We start from the raw sequence: 13,278 nt of genomic DNA, 5'->3' as shown, positions 1-13,278 counted from the left end.
CCGCTAAAGTGCTCGCCCCTGTTTTGACTGGCGCTCGCACCCGAGCGTGCGCTTGGAGGACGTCGTTGTTGATGGTGTGGAAAGGTCTGGTGGTGTTGCTTTTGTTGGTTGCGTCGGTTCCTGGTGTGGCGGCAGAGCTGGTCGGCCGCGCGACGGTCACGGACGGGGACACCCTCACTCTGGCGAAGCAGCGCATCCGCCTCTGGGGCATCGATGCGCCGGAAAGCGCCCAGCAATGCACCGCCAAAGACGGGCGTTCCTGGCCCTGTGGACGGCGGTCTGCCGCCGCGCTGGACGCGTATCTGCTGGACCAGACCGTGCGTTGCAAGCCCAAAGACACCGACCGCTACGGCAGGGTGGTGGCGGAGTGCTTTGTTCAAGGGGCGTCGGTCAATCGGTGGATGGTGCGCTCCGGTTGGGCGGTCGCGTATCGCCAATACGCCACGGCATTCATCGCAGACGAAGCCGACGCGCGCCAGCACCAGCGGAACCTCTGGCAGGGGCAGTTTCAGATGCCAGCGGACTTTCGTCGCGGCAAGCGTGACGAAGCGTCACGACGAACCCCGGTGGCCACGCAGTCGGCGCCGGGCGGATGCCGCATCAAGGGCAACATCTCCCAGCAGGGCAAGAAGATCTACCACGTGCCAGGCCAGCGGGACTACGCGCGTACGAGCATCGACCCGAGCCGTGGCGAGCGCATGTTCTGCAGTCCTGGGGATGCGCTGCGAGCAGGGTGGCAGCCGGCCAAGCGCTGAGCGTCTCACGACCTCCCATGCAGGCGGCGGCGCAGCGCGCCCGCCGCCGCCGCGATAGCCATCGCGGGCAGCGCCAGCACCAGTGCGTATGCCAGCCCAGCCAGCAACAACGGGCCAACGCCAGACGTCACGGCCACCACCGGCACCTGCAGCGCGATGAGCAGCAGCCCCCAAAGCCACGCCCGCCGGGGAAAACAGGCGCCTAGGACGGCGGCGATGACCAGTGCGATGGGATAGACGACGGTCCAGAACGTAGGCGCGTCCCACGGCTCGCCCCCCGGTGTCCGCCAAGCCACCAACACCCAGAAGACCACGCCGACCTTGAGCGTGACAGCGCTTGCTGCCAGAAAATTTCCCGTCATCCGCATCGTTGCTCTCCCGCACGTACAGGCAGCATGCCATCGTTCGACGGGCGAGTGCTTCTACTTCATGGCCTCAAGCGGCACCAGCGATGCCCACACCAGCAACAGGGCCAGCCACAGCCAGCGCCAGCGACCCATGCCTTGCCACGCCGCGCGCCAGGGGCCAGGCAATTTGTCAGGACTCATGCCTGCCGCCTCTTTGCTTTTGATCGCAGCGCATCCACTGTGCGAAGCCCGTAGAGATACACGCCGGTAAAGCACAGCCCGGTCAGCAGCGTGCCGGCCAGCAACCAGAGCAGTCGGATCGGCCAGCCACCGAAGCTGCCGAAGTGCAGGGGATCGGCCATTTCGGCGATGCGCTGATGGACCCCCAGCGCACGGCCGTCATGCATGCCGATCACGCGCCCGGTGTGCAGGTCCACGGCGATGTTGTTCGCCCGCTCCCGCACCAGCCAGGCGTCGGCCTCGCCCAGGAAGAGGATGCTCCCGCCATCGCGCGCGGGGAGGGCGCCGAGGATCTCAAGGCGAGGCCATTGCTGGCGGACGGTCTGCACTGCGGCGTCGACGGCGGCCGGGTCTACGGCGCCGACGCGGTCATCGCCGTTGGCCAGTCGCAGGGTCGGCGCGGCCGGTGCATCGCCGCCGAGCGATTCGATCAGGTACCACGCCCCGGTCAACCCGATCAGCAGCAGAAACCAGAGTGACCACACCCCGGCCAAGCGATGGACATCGCCCCACAGGCGGCGTGGTCGTGAGGGGTCGGGCCGTTTGGAGAAACCGCGCCACCACTTCTTGTAGATGTACAGGCTGCTCAACAGCGACAGCAGCAACGGGATGGACAGAGAGGCCACCAGCGGCACGCCCCAGGCCACCGGCAGCATCAGGTGGCGGTGGGTGTTGCGTAGCAGCCGTTGCGTATTGAACCAGCCCGTGTCGCCGGTCACCTGCGCGGTATACGGGTTCACCCAGACAAAGCGCCGCTTGCCATCGGGCAGGCGCATCTGCGCGCGCGCGGCAAACAGGCGGGTGTGGCCGGCCGTGATGCCTTCCAGCTCCCAGTCCGGATGTGCCGCCTGTGCGGCGTGGATGATGGGCCCCCAGCCGGCGTGCTCACCGCCGTCTGCCACGCGCATGGGCGCGTGCAGCAGCCAGTCGATCTCCTGCGAGAACACCGCCAGCGTGCCGGTGAGGCAGACAAAGCCCATGAACAGGCAGAGCTTCAGGCCCAGCCAACTGTGCAGGTCGAACCACAGCCGGCGGCTACTCCCGCTACGCGCCGGGCGGTCAGGATGCGCTGGCGTAGGCTGGCGCATGGGCGGGCTCAGAAGGCGTACGCCGCTTGCACGTAGACGCGGCGCGGTTCACCCGGGAAGTGGCCGGTGCGCTCGGTGAACCCACTGGCGGCATAGACCTTGTCGAAGAGGTTTTTGACGTTGGCCTGGAACTGCCACTGCTGCCACTGGGTTTTCCAGCTCATATCGAACACGGTGTATGGCTTCACCCGTTGGCCATCCAGGCTGACGCGCTCATCCACGTAATCGGCCCCAAAACCAATGGCCGAATGGATGGCCGGCAGGTCATAGCGCGTCCACAGGCCAAGTTTGTTCTGCGGCGCGTTGGCAAAGCGGTCGCCGGAGGCATTGGTGATGCCGCTGCTGCCGGCATCCTTTACCCGGGCATCGTTGTAGGCGTAGGTCAGGTTGAGCACCCAGCGGTCGGTCACATCGGCCAGCAGATCCAGCTCCATGCCCGTACTGCGCACCAGGCCCAGGGCGGCCAGCTGGTTGACGCCGTCCACGATCTCACCGGTGGCCTGCACGATATTGCTGCGGTCGATCCGATACGCCGCCAGGTTCAGGGTGACGCGCTCGGCCAGCAGGGATTTCAACCCGACTTCCCATTGTTTGCTGCGCTCGGCATCGAACGGGCCGCCCGCCTCGGCGCTCTGGTTGGCCGCGCTCTGGGGCATGAAGCCGCTGGCGATGTTGGCGTAGAGATTGACGCCTTCCCGCACGGTGTACGTGCTGCCCAGCCGCCAGCTGATGTCGTTGCCATCCACGGCGGTGCCGGCAATGCGGTCATCGTCCTTGAAGCCATCCCAACGCAGTCCGGCCAGCACATGCCAGTGCGGGGTCAGGGTCAGCTCATCCTGCAGGTAGCCGCCATAGCGCTTGCTGCGCGTGCTCGTGCTGCGCCAGGGCAGGGCGGCCAGGTTGTAGTCGCGCCACGAACTTGCGCCATACACCGGGTTGAACAGGTCGATGCCGGGCACCGGGCCGGCACCCCTGGCCAGGTCGGCGCTGTTGGCGGTCTGCGCGGTGAAGTCGGCATCCTGCTGGTACACATCGGCGCCGAACAGCACCTTGTGCTCGATGCTGCCGGTGCTGACGCGCCACACGGCGTTGGCGTTGGCGGTGAATGCATCGTTGTCGCGGATCTGGTTGCGCAGCTGGCGGGTCATCCACTCGGGCACGCCGTCGCGGTTGCGGTCGATCAGCCCCATCGGCTCGTGGTAGATCTGGTGCTCGTTGTTCTCGAACCAGCGCGCACCCACATCCACGTCCAGGTGGGTGCTGGGCGAGAAGCGGTACTGCGCCAGCGCCACCTTGGCACGCATGTCGAGAAAGTCGGTGGCTTCGTTGTGGTTCCAGCGACGGTCGGTGAGAAAACTGCCGTTGTCGTCCACCGGCACGCCACGCAGGCGGTTGCCGCCCAGGTTCTGGGTGATGTCGGTGAACTGCAGGGTCAACTCGCCGGTGTCGCCCACGTCGAAAGCCAGCGATGCATCCCCGATCACGCTCTCACTGTCCGCGTTCCAGCGCACGCCCTGTTCGGTGTCGCCGTACAGCCCCGCGCGGTAGCGCACGCTGCCGGCGGTGTTCATTGGCCCGGTGGCCTCGATCGATGCAGCCCGGAAATCGTTGTTGCCGGCCTGCAGCTCGATACGGCGCTCGGGCGCGGCGTTCGGCTTGCGCGTCACGTAGTTGATGACGCCCCCGGCATCGCCACCGCCATACAGGGCGCCGGCCGGTCCCTTCAGGACTTCCACGCGCTCGATGTTGAACAGCTGCGGCACCGAAAAGCCGGCATAGGGGTCGCCGCGCAGGCCGTCATACAGCACGTTTTCCTGGCGGAAGCCGCGCAGGGTCACGCCGGCATAGCTGAAGAAGCTGATGCCGCTGATGCTGCGGTACAAATCGGTGATCTGGCGGGCCGCCTGGTCTTCAATCAGCTCACGCGGCACCACCTGGATGGACTGCGGCACCAGCGCCAGCGGCGTATCCGTCCGCGTGCCCACCGTGGCGTCGTCCACCCGGTAGAGGGTCTGGGCGCGGCCGAGCACCTGCACTGCGTCGAGTTGCTGCACGTCGGGGGAGGGGGGCGGAGCGGCGTGGGCCGTAAGGCAGGCCAGGGTGAGGGACAAGCCCAGGGCAGAGAGATGAAGCGACGGGCGGGTCATCGGGGTGGGATGGGGTAGGTGCGAATGAGAAATATTAACATGTAGGGCGGTTGGGTGTTGGCGGCTGGGTCTGAGATTGCCAACCGCCTCAAGGCGTGCCGGCTCGAGCAGGGCCTGACTCAACGCGCGATGGGGGTGCTTGTGGGATTGCCAGAATAGGTTGCGGGCGTTCGCAGCAACCGGTACGAGCGGGCCGCGCACAATTTCGACATCGAGACAGCGCAGAAGATTGCGCGTGCCCTGGGCGTTTCCATCGCCTATCTGTTTGCTGAAACCGACCAGCTTGCCGAGCTCATTGATGAGTTCGGCAAGCTGTCTGGCAAGGCGCAGGACGCGTTGCTTCCGGACGTGCGGCGCAAGGCGACGAGATAGCGCGCCCCTGCTTACAGCTCCACCACCACTTTGCCCTTCGCCCGCCCACTCTCCACATACGCCAGCGCGCCCTGGGTGTCCTGGAACGGAAACACCCGGTCGATGACCGGTGCGAGTGCGCCGGACTCGACCAGCGAGTTGATGCTGCTCAGTTGCGCCCCATCGGCCCGCATGAAGACGAAGGTATACGTGACTCCCTTCTTCTTGGCCTTGCTGCGGATGCCGTGGCTGAGCAGGCGTATCACCTGTTTGAGCGGCCAAGCCAAGCCACGCGCGGCGGCGAAGGCGGGCGTGGGCGGGCCCGAGATGGAGATGAGGTGGCCACCCGGCTTGAGGATCTGCAGCGAGCGCTCCAGTTCCTCCTTGCCCAGGCTGTTGAGCACCACATCGTAGTCGCGCAGTTGCGTGGCGAAATCCTGCTGCCTGTAGTCGATGACCACATCCGCACCCAGCGCCTTCACCCATGCCACGTTGGGCGTACTGGTGGTGGTGGCGACGAACGCGCCAAGGTGTTTGGCCAGCTGGATCGCCACGGTGCCGACGCCGCCGGAGCCGGCCTGGATGAAGACCTTCTGCCCAGGCTTCAGCTGGGCGGTTTCGACCAGGGCCTGGCACGCGGTCAGCGCGACCAGGGGCAGCGAGGCGGCCTCCACCATGGTGAGGTTGCCGGGCTTGAGTGCCACGGAGGCGGCGTTGACGGCGATGAACTCGGCGAACGTCCCGATGCGGTCATCGTCGGGACGTGCGTACACCTCATCGCCCGGTTTGAACTGGGAAACGCCGGCGCCCACACGCTCCACCGTGCCGGCCAGGTCGTTGCCCAGGATCAGCGGCAGGCGATACGGCAGGATCACCTTGAATTCGCCACGCCGGATCTTGGGGTCCAGCGCGTTGACGCTGGCCGCGTGCACGCGGATGAGCACATCGCCGTCGCGCAGCGCTGGCGTTGGCACGTCATCGATGTGCCCCGTTTCGTTCTTGCCATACCGATCGATGAGGAAGGCTTTCATGGGCGATAGCGCTCCGCTGCCTGCGCCTGGCGGATGTCCGAGAGCAGGCCCTGGCGCGATGCCTCCAGCGTGTCCCAGCGTGCGGCCACGTGCAAGGGCGGAATGGTCACGGTCTCGCGGCGATCGAAGCCGACCAGGGCGGCATCCACCAGCTCGCCGACGTCCATCACCTCCGGCAACGTGTTGATGTCGATGCCGGCACGCTCCCAGATCTCGGTGCGGGTGGCTGCGGGCAGCACGGCCTGCACGTAGACGCCCTTGGGCGACAGCTCCAGGCTGAGGCCCTGCGAGAGGAACAGGACGAAGGCCTTGCTCGCACCGTAGACGGACATGCCGAACTCGGGGGCCAGGCCCACCACCGAGCCGATGTTGACGATCGCGCCTTCGCCGGCATTGGCCAGCCGCGGGGCGATGGCTGCGGCCAGGCGCGTCAGGGCGGTGGTGTTGAGGGTGACCAGGTGTTCGATGCTGTCGGCCGATTGGTCGGTGAAGCCGCCGGACTGGGCCATGCCCGCATTGTTGATCAGGATGCCGATGCGGGCATCGTCGCGCAGGCGGGTTTCCACGGTGGCCAGATCGGCGCGCTGGGTGAGGTCGGCCGGCAGGACGTCTACGGCGACGCCGGTGTCCTTTCGCAGGCGGGCGGCCAATGTTTCCAGGCGCGCCGTGTCGCGCGCGACCAGCACCAGGTCGTGGCCGCGGCGGGCGAAGCGTTCGGCGTAGACGGTGCCGATGCCGCTGGAGGCGCCGGTGATGAGGACGGTGGGAAGCAGGCTCATGGGGTGTCTCTTGGAATGGGGTGGGCGAACGGGGATGTGCGGCAGGGAGCTGTCGGCGGGTTACTGCGCTGTGGTATCGGTCAACGCGGGATAGTCGGTGTAGCCCGCTGCGCCGCCGCCGTACAACGTGGCGGGGTTCAACGCGTTCAAGGGCGCGCCGGTCTTCAGGCGTTCAACCAGATCGGGATTGCTGATGAAGGCGCGGCCAAACGCGACGAGGTCCGCCTTGCCGTCGGCGAGGTGTGCGTTGGCCAGGTCCGCGTCGTAGCCGTTGTTGGCCAGATAGGTCCCCTTGAAACGGGCGCGCAGCCCATCGAAGTCGAAGGGCGCCACGTCACGTGGGCCGCCGGTCGCGCCTTCGACCACGTGCAGGTAGACGATGCCCAGCGCGCTGAGCCGGTCGACGATGTAGTCGTACTGCGGCTGCGGGTCGCTGACCGTGGCGATGGCATTGGCCGGCGAGACCGGGGAAATGCGCACGCCGGTGCGGTCCGCGCCGATCTCCGCGGCCACCGCGGCGGTGACCTCCAGCAGCAGGCGCGCGCGGTTCTCGATGGAGCCGCCGTAGGCATCGGTGCGCTGGTTGGTGCCGTCCTTGATGAACTGTTCGAGCAGGTAGCCGTTGGCACCGTGGATTTCCACGCCGTCAAAACCGGCGGCGATGGCATTGGCGGCGGCCTGGCGGAAGTCGTTGACGAGGGCGGGCAGCTCGTCGATCTCCAATGCGCGTGGTTCGGAGACATCGACAAAGCCGTTGTGGACGAAGGTCTTGGTCTGCGCCCGGATGGCCGAGGCGGACACGGGCGCGGCGTTGCCCGGCTGCAGATCCACATGCGAGATGCGGCCCACATGCCACAGCTGCACGAAGATGCGCCCGCCACGGGCATGCACGGCATCGGTGACCGCGCGCCAGCCGTCGATCTGGTCCTGTGTGTAGAGCCCCGGCGTGTCCTGGTAGCCCTGGGCCTGCGCCGAGATCTGGGTGGCCTCGGTGATGATCAGGCCGGCCGAGGCGCGCTGGGCGTAGTAGGTGGCCGCAAGCGGGCTGGGCACCAGGCCGGCACCGGCGCGGTTGCGCGTCAGCGGTGCCATCACGATGCGGTTGGCCAGGGTCAGTGGGCCGAGGGAGTAGGACTGGAAGAGCGGGGAGAGGGTCATGGTGGGTGCGGGGTCGTGTCGAGAAGGTGCGGCCTGCCCGGCGGGGGCTGACCGTAGGTCGTAATGATGATGACCGTCATCTTAGATGTCAACGGTTTGATGATGGATGTCATCTATCGTGGTAAAGTGCGCTCCACCAAGGCAACGCGTGAAGAGAGACCGGGTCATGAAGGTCACCAAGGCACAGGCGCAGGCCAACCGGGCGCACATCGTCGACACCGCATCCACGCTCTTCCGGGAGCGCGGCTACGACGGCGTGGGCGTGGCAGATCTGATGGCGGCCGCCGGCTTCACCCACGGCGGCTTCTACAAGCACTTCGGGTCGAAGGCGGACCTGATGGCCGAGGCGGCGAGCTGTGGCCTGGCCAAATCGGCCGACGCCGCGGCCGGCACGGACCGGGAGGGCTTTGTGCGCTATTACCTCTCCCGCGAGCACCGGGACGCGCCAGGCCAGGGCTGCACCATGGCAGCGCTGTGCACCGACGCGGCGCGTCAGCCGGCGGCGGTCAAGGCCGCCTTTGCGGCCGGTATCGAGGCGCAGCTGGCGGCCGCTTCCACCCCGGAAGAGCAGGCCGACGCCGCCACCGCCGAACAGGCGCGCGCGCGGCGGATCGCGTTGATGGCGCAGACCGTTGGGGCCATGGTGCTGTCCCGGTCCTGCCCGGACGATTCGGCGCTGGCGGACGAACTCCTGGATGTCTGCCGGGCGGATGTGCTGGCGCGGATGTCAGGGGCGTCCACGCCCTGACGCGGGCCGATGCGCTGTGCGGAGCGAGCAGCGCGTAGCAGGCAGGCCGGCAGATGATCGTGCCGGGCGAGATCGAACCCATGAGCTAAGTGCTTTCGTACACGCTCACACCGGTGCCTCACGTTGATCGTCGCATCAACGAAACTCTCCGCTCGATCCTTCGGCGGTGGCAGGGCATGGAACAGTTGCTCGGCGAGGCCTTTGGTGAATTTCCAGACTGAACCGATGCTTCAAGTATCTCTTCAGGGATGCATCAGCGAAGGCTTGGGCATTTATCAGCCTCTTGCCCGGCCTGATCCGGTCGAAATTATGTTGTCTCTCCGGGCTCGACATGGTGGCCTGCATCCGGTGCTGGAAGTAAGCTGCCCACACTCCCGTCAGCCGGGTGTGGGCTATGGATACTCTCAGCCAAGGGCGGTGCAGTGCCAACGCCCTTTCAGCAGGCACTTTGTTGCTGGGATTGGCCGCGTGCTTCGCGCCGTCGGACCCCCATCGCGACAACGTCTTGCGCGAGGTGACCGCCGCTGACCTTCAGCGCGAGCAGGACCATGCTGCTGCCATCTCTGACGCCGCACTCCCACGCGGTGCGGCACCGATGATGGCCTGGGACGGCTCGCGGCCTTGCAAGCAGGGCCCGACCACACGCCCGGGGAACTCCTCAAACAAAACCGGCGTGACGCGCCGAGTTGCGTGACGGTCGTGAGCTTTGCCATGGAGTGCAGCGATGCTTGAAAAGCGCCCCTGCAGTCAGCGAATTTTGACGCGGTCTTGGCGCCTGCTGAGGGTACTTTCCCGTCATTGTTCCAGAGGAGAAGGGCAATGGCCGCTACCGTAAAAACCCCGTCAGGCCCCAAGGTGTTGAGGATCGAAGCGATGCCGCTGGACTTCGGCGAGGCCGCCGTCGTGATCGAACTGGACGCAGAGCCGCCCAAGCGCTGGTTCAAGGCACTCAAACGGGAGATGACCTATTCAGAAGGCTTGGAGACGGCGTCGGCGAAGTTCGACGGCTGCTTTGTTTACCTCGTGGGGCTGGACACGTCCCTCGGGAGCGCTGTTCGCTGTGCGAGCCGATTGCTTGCCTCGGTGCAGGAGGGCCTTGAAGAGAAGGACACCGCGTTCCCGGAGGCGCCCGATCGGGGCGCTGACGGCGCTCGTCAATCGGCGGTTTCCCTGCATACGCCGCTTCCGGCGAGACGGATTAATGACGCCCCGATGGAGATGAGCAGCAACGTGTGATTGGGCGCGTGGCCGACCGCAGCGCATGCTCACGCCGGGAAGGACGACGCTGAGGCGTCATCCGACCGGGACCAGAATGCGACGTCCAAGGGAAGCACAGGACGGTGAGAATGGACGTCGAGGCCGAGGCCAGGACGTCCGCGGGCGGCTACCGGGTTGCGATGGCCAGCGCCCGGTCAAACACGGGTAGGCGGGGATTGGGCTGGATGTCCGGTGCCCACGGTGGCTGCGCGGTACGCCTGGACGGCTCGCCAATCGCCGAGAGCCGCGCGTTGCTGACGGCGTGATGCGAGCCGCACTGCCCGCAGCGGAACAGCGCGCCACCGGGAAGCTCCATCAGGGAGCCGAAGGTTGACGTGGTGGTCGTGCTGCAATGGCCGCAGGCGACGGTCAGCGCGAGGATCCGCTCTACCGAGCCGGAAGAGGCATAGCTCGCTTCAAAGGAGCGGATGACAAAGGATGCTGAGGTGGGCATCGTTGCTCCTGAACAGGGGGGGGGGTGATCAGAGCATCTCCGGAAACCCGTGACGGGATTGTCGTGACGGGCGGCAGCGTTGGTCCGTCAACGCTGCGGTGCCGTGTGGAGCTGACACCAGTGGCTGGCCGGGAGCGCCAAGACGGCGGATTCAACCCGCTGGCATCGGCTTCACTGGCCGTCTATCGCATAAGCGGCGTGCACCAGGGCCAGGTGGCTCAGGCCCTGTGGCGTGTTGCCCAGCCCCTGTTCCTGCTGGGGATCCCACATCTCCGGCATCAGGCCCACGTCGTTCTGGACGCGGGCCAGCAGCGCACCGAACAAGCGATTGGCTTCTTCCGTCTCGCCCAGCAGGCCGTAGGCCTCCACCATCCAGAACGCGCAGCTGATGAACGTGCCTTCGCAGTCCTGCATGCCGCTGTAGCGCCACAGCAGATCGCCGCTGTCATCGGACAGTTCGCGCCGCATGGCCTCTCGCGTTGAGATGAAGCGCTCCCGACGCACGTCGCCCAGGCCGAAGCGCGAGGCCAGCATCAGGCTCGCATCCAGACGATCGCTGCCGGCGTGCATCACGTAGCTCTGCTTTGCCTCGTCCCAGCAGTGCGCGTCCACCCAGTCGAGGATGCGGTCCTTCTCGCGCTGCCAGCGCGGCAGACGGGCGGTGGTGATGTGACCGGCCTCAGCCAGCTCACAGGCCCGCCGCAGCGCCATCCAGCATTCCACCTTGGACATTGTGTAGTGCTGCGCGTCGCCCAGTTCCCAGAAGCCGCTGTCCTTGCGCATCCAGTTGTCGGCGCATTCGTCGGCCAGTTCAAAGAGCAGGCGGGCGGTGGTGGGATCCAGGATGTGGCCTGCCTCGATCATCCGGCTGGCCATTTCCAGCACGTCACCGTAGGCGCAGGTCTGCAACTGCTCGGCGGCGGCGTTGCCCACGCGGACCGGTTGGCTGTTGCGGTAGCCCGGCACGTCGATGCAGCGCTCTTTTTCGACCCGTTCGCCGCGCAGCGTGTAGCAAGGCGCGAGCCCGGGGCGGTGGCGGCCGATCGTGGTCATCAGCCAGCTGAAGCCGGCCTTGGCATCGGGCAGGGCACCGACGCGCAGGAAAGTCTTGATGACGTAGGCGGCATCCCGCACCCAGGCGTAGCGATAGTCCCAGTTCTTGTCGCCCCCGATGCGTTCCGGCAGGGAGGCGCTCACCGCGGCGGCGATGGCGCCGGTCGGCGCAAACCACAGGAATTTGAGCGCCAGGGCCGAGCGGATGACCTCGGCGTGGCGGCTGGCGTCGCAGTGGAGGTCGTCCACCCACTGGCGCCATTCCCGATCCGAGCGGTCGATACGGGTATCGATATCGGCCAAGGGCGGCACCGGCAGCACTTCGTCCTGGGAGGCCAGCAGCGCGATGATGTCCCGGTCGCCGGTACGTAGCGTCAGGCTGCCGCGGAATTCCCGGTCGTCACAGGTGTCGATCTCCACGCGTTCGGAGTAGCGCAGCATCGTCATGACCGGGCCGGCGTGATGCACGCAACCGTTCGGGGTGTCGCTCATCCAGGGCGTGCAGGTTCCGGCGCGCGTGCCGGGCTGGTAGAGCAGGTCGAAGGTGACCTCTCCCTCCAGGCCCTCCAGGCGGCGGGCCAGCTCGGACCAGGGCAGCCGCCCGGCGGGGCCGCTGTTGAGCGACTCGGTCACGCGGGCCAGGCCGGTGGCGGTGCGGACGTCGGTCTCCAAGACATTGCTGTTGTCGCGGTAGCGCCGATGCACCTGCTGGACGTCGCGGGGTTGCAATACGAAGCGACCGCCGGCCGGGGCATCGAGCAGGCGGTCGAGCAAGGGCGGTGCGTCCATGCAGGGGGCGCACCACCAGTCGATGCTGCCGTCAGGGGCGATGAGCGCGCTGGAGCGCCCATCGCCAATGGCAGCGTAAGCGTGGATGGGCGCGTACCCGTCCGCGTCGCGCGTGGCAGGCACGCGCGTGGACTTGCGGGAGCCTGGGGTCACGGCAGCAGCATGCCGCCGGTGGCGCCGATCACCTCACCGGTGATGTAGCTCGATTCCTGGGTGGCCAGCAGCACGTAGGCCGGGGCCATTTCCACCGGCTGGCCGGCGCGCTTGAGCGGGGTCTGCGAGCCGAATTCCGGGATGGCCTCGGGCGGCTGGCCGCCAGCAGGCTGCAGCGGCGTCCAGACCGGGCCCGGGGCGACCGCATTGACCCGGATGCCGCGCTCGGCCACCTGCTGGGCCAGCGCCTTGGTGAAATTCACGATCGCGGCCTTGGTGGGCGCGTAGTCCAGCAGATTGGGCGAGGGCTGGTAGGCCTGGATGGACGCGGTATTGATGATGGTGGCGCCCGCCGGCAGGTGCGGGAGGGCAGCCTTGCACACCCAGAACAACGCGTGCACGTTGGTGCGGAAGGTGGCGTCGAATTGCTCGGTGGTGAGGTCGTCGATCTTCTCCACGGCCAGCTGCTTGCCGGCGATGTTGGCCAGCACGTCCAGCCCACCCAACGCGTTGACCGCCTGAGCCACGAGGTCGCGGCAGAACTGCTCGTCCTGGAGGTCCCCGGGGATGGCAACGGCCTTGCGGCCTTCGGCTTCAATCAGCGCCACCACGTCGGCGGCATCTTTTTCCTCCTCGGGCAGGTAGTTGAGCGCTACGTCGGCACCCTCGCGCGCGAAGGCAATTGCCACGGCGCGACCGATGCCGGAATCGGCACCGGTCACCAGCGCCTTGCGGCCCTTCATGCGGCCGAGGCCCACATAGCTCTTCTCGCCATGGTCGGCCGCCGGGTTGAGCGCATGAACGGTGCCGGGCGGGGTCTGTACCTGCGCCGGGTAGGTCGGCTGCGGGAACTGGGTCAGCGGGTTCTGCATGTCGTATTGGTTGCGGGACATCATTGGAATCCTTGGGGGGAGGAGGGGGATCGAGG

At 67.0% G+C, this 13,278-nt stretch carries 13 protein-coding genes and 1 pseudogene; 4 read left to right on the top strand and 10 right to left on the bottom strand.

Going from position 1 to position 13,278, the window contains the following annotated elements:
* Positions 1 to 71: 71 nt before the first annotated feature.
* Positions 72 to 755 carry a thermonuclease family protein gene (locus AC1DGC_RS00580; RefSeq protein ID WP_478047465.1) on the top strand — a complete coding sequence of 228 codons (684 nt, stop codon included), beginning with the start codon at positions 72 to 74 and terminating at the stop codon, positions 753 to 755.
* 5 nt (positions 756 to 760) lie between these two features.
* Here AC1DGC_RS00580 and AC1DGC_RS00575 read toward each other — a convergent pair whose 3' ends face one another.
* From AC1DGC_RS00575 to AC1DGC_RS00560, 4 genes are read right to left on the bottom strand one after another with little or no spacing between them, the layout of a single operon-like run.
* Positions 761 to 1,123, bottom strand: a complete 363-nt coding sequence (locus tag AC1DGC_RS00575; protein ID WP_478046991.1) for a hypothetical protein — start codon at positions 1,121 to 1,123, stop codon at positions 761 to 763.
* A 54-nt stretch (positions 1,124 to 1,177) separates the two neighbouring features.
* A complete protein-coding gene (locus AC1DGC_RS00570; protein WP_394163413.1) occupies positions 1,178 to 1,303 on the bottom strand; it encodes a hypothetical protein in 126 nt (41 codons plus the stop codon).
* Positions 1,300 to 2,430 carry a PepSY-associated TM helix domain-containing protein gene (locus AC1DGC_RS00565; protein ID WP_478046990.1) on the bottom strand — a complete coding sequence of 377 codons (1,131 nt, stop codon included), beginning with the start codon at positions 2,428 to 2,430 and terminating at the stop codon, positions 1,300 to 1,302. Before AC1DGC_RS00565 ends, AC1DGC_RS00570 begins: the two co-directional genes overlap by 4 nt.
* An 8-nt stretch (positions 2,431 to 2,438) precedes the next feature.
* Entirely contained in the window at positions 2,439 to 4,577 is a 2,139-nt protein-coding gene (locus tag AC1DGC_RS00560; RefSeq protein ID WP_478046989.1) for a TonB-dependent siderophore receptor, read from the bottom strand.
* Between the two features lie 189 nt (positions 4,578 to 4,766).
* Here AC1DGC_RS00560 and AC1DGC_RS00555 point away from each other — a divergent pair.
* A pseudogene (locus AC1DGC_RS00555) lies at positions 4,767 to 4,949 on the top strand (transcriptional regulator); the annotation flags it as partial.
* Positions 4,950 to 4,960: 11 nt separating this feature from the next.
* Here AC1DGC_RS00555 and AC1DGC_RS00550 read toward each other — a convergent pair.
* Genes AC1DGC_RS00550 through AC1DGC_RS00540 form a run of 3 tightly spaced genes read right to left on the bottom strand, consistent with a single transcriptional unit; the run spans position 4,961 to position 7,896 of the window.
* On the bottom strand, positions 4,961 to 5,959 hold the full coding sequence (locus tag AC1DGC_RS00550) for an NADP-dependent oxidoreductase (protein ID WP_478046988.1): 999 nt from the start codon (positions 5,957 to 5,959) through the stop codon (positions 4,961 to 4,963).
* The gene (locus AC1DGC_RS00545; RefSeq protein WP_259203094.1) at positions 5,956 to 6,738 is read right to left on the bottom strand and encodes an SDR family NAD(P)-dependent oxidoreductase; all 783 of its coding nucleotides are present in this window, start codon (positions 6,736 to 6,738) and stop codon (positions 5,956 to 5,958) included. The genes AC1DGC_RS00550 and AC1DGC_RS00545 overlap by 4 nt, the downstream gene beginning before the upstream one ends.
* Positions 6,739 to 6,798: 60 nt before the next feature.
* On the bottom strand, positions 6,799 to 7,896 hold the full coding sequence (locus AC1DGC_RS00540; RefSeq protein WP_478046987.1) for an alkene reductase: 1,098 nt from the start codon (positions 7,894 to 7,896) through the stop codon (positions 6,799 to 6,801).
* A 166-nt stretch (positions 7,897 to 8,062) separates the two neighbouring features.
* On the opposite strand from AC1DGC_RS00540, the gene AC1DGC_RS00535 reads away from it, so the two are divergent.
* Together AC1DGC_RS00535 and AC1DGC_RS00530 are read left to right on the top strand one after the other, a co-directional pair.
* Positions 8,063 to 8,644 carry a TetR/AcrR family transcriptional regulator gene (locus AC1DGC_RS00535; protein ID WP_478046986.1) on the top strand — a complete coding sequence of 194 codons (582 nt, stop codon included), beginning with the start codon at positions 8,063 to 8,065 and terminating at the stop codon, positions 8,642 to 8,644.
* An 819-nt stretch (positions 8,645 to 9,463) separates the two neighbouring features.
* Entirely contained in the window at positions 9,464 to 9,880 is a 417-nt protein-coding gene (locus AC1DGC_RS00530; RefSeq protein ID WP_478046985.1) for a hypothetical protein, read from the top strand.
* Positions 9,881 to 10,028: 148 nt separating this feature from the next.
* Here AC1DGC_RS00530 and AC1DGC_RS00525 read toward each other — a convergent pair whose 3' ends face one another.
* The 3 genes from AC1DGC_RS00525 to AC1DGC_RS00515 form a co-directional block, all read right to left on the bottom strand.
* On the bottom strand, positions 10,029 to 10,355 hold the full coding sequence (locus tag AC1DGC_RS00525; RefSeq protein WP_394163443.1) for a hypothetical protein: 327 nt from the start codon (positions 10,353 to 10,355) through the stop codon (positions 10,029 to 10,031).
* 171 nt (positions 10,356 to 10,526) lie between these two features.
* Positions 10,527 to 12,350, bottom strand: coding sequence for a glycoside hydrolase family 15 protein (locus AC1DGC_RS00520; protein ID WP_478046984.1), 1,824 nt, complete (start codon positions 12,348 to 12,350; stop codon positions 10,527 to 10,529).
* A complete protein-coding gene (locus AC1DGC_RS00515) occupies positions 12,347 to 13,243 on the bottom strand; it encodes an SDR family oxidoreductase (RefSeq protein ID WP_478046983.1) in 897 nt (298 codons plus the stop codon). The genes AC1DGC_RS00520 and AC1DGC_RS00515 overlap by 4 nt, the downstream gene beginning before the upstream one ends.
* Between the last annotated feature and the right edge of the window lie 35 nt (positions 13,244 to 13,278).

Source organism: Stenotrophomonas sp. 05N37 (genome assembly GCF_056397365.1).
The sequence above is the reverse complement of the archived record's forward strand: the minus strand, read 5'-3'. Positions and strand labels throughout refer to the sequence as shown.

Excerpts from the sequence above, each read along its gene's own strand:
- AC1DGC_RS00530 (WP_478046985.1), top strand. The coding sequence starts at position 9,464 with ATGGCCGCTACCGTAAAAACCCCGTCAGGCCCCAAGGTGTTGAGGATC.
- AC1DGC_RS00540 (WP_478046987.1), bottom strand. The coding sequence starts at position 7,896 with ATGACCCTCTCCCCGCTCTTCCAGTCCTACTCCCTCGGCCCACTGACC.
- AC1DGC_RS00515 (WP_478046983.1), bottom strand. The coding sequence starts at position 13,243 with ATGTCCCGCAACCAATACGACATGCAGAACCCGCTGACCCAGTTCCCG.
- AC1DGC_RS00560 (WP_478046989.1), bottom strand. The coding sequence starts at position 4,577 with ATGACCCGCCCGTCGCTTCATCTCTCTGCCCTGGGCTTGTCCCTCACC.
- AC1DGC_RS00550 (WP_478046988.1), bottom strand. The coding sequence starts at position 5,959 with ATGAAAGCCTTCCTCATCGATCGGTATGGCAAGAACGAAACGGGGCAC.
- AC1DGC_RS00545 (WP_259203094.1), bottom strand. The coding sequence starts at position 6,738 with ATGAGCCTGCTTCCCACCGTCCTCATCACCGGCGCCTCCAGCGGCATC.
- AC1DGC_RS00570 (WP_394163413.1), bottom strand. The coding sequence starts at position 1,303 with ATGAGTCCTGACAAATTGCCTGGCCCCTGGCGCGCGGCGTGGCAAGGC.
- AC1DGC_RS00535 (WP_478046986.1), top strand. The coding sequence starts at position 8,063 with ATGAAGGTCACCAAGGCACAGGCGCAGGCCAACCGGGCGCACATCGTC.
- AC1DGC_RS00575 (WP_478046991.1), bottom strand. The coding sequence starts at position 1,123 with ATGCGGATGACGGGAAATTTTCTGGCAGCAAGCGCTGTCACGCTCAAG.
- AC1DGC_RS00525 (WP_394163443.1), bottom strand. The coding sequence starts at position 10,355 with ATGCCCACCTCAGCATCCTTTGTCATCCGCTCCTTTGAAGCGAGCTAT.
- AC1DGC_RS00580 (WP_478047465.1), top strand. The coding sequence starts at position 72 with ATGGTGTGGAAAGGTCTGGTGGTGTTGCTTTTGTTGGTTGCGTCGGTT.
- AC1DGC_RS00565 (WP_478046990.1), bottom strand. The coding sequence starts at position 2,430 with ATGCGCCAGCCTACGCCAGCGCATCCTGACCGCCCGGCGCGTAGCGGG.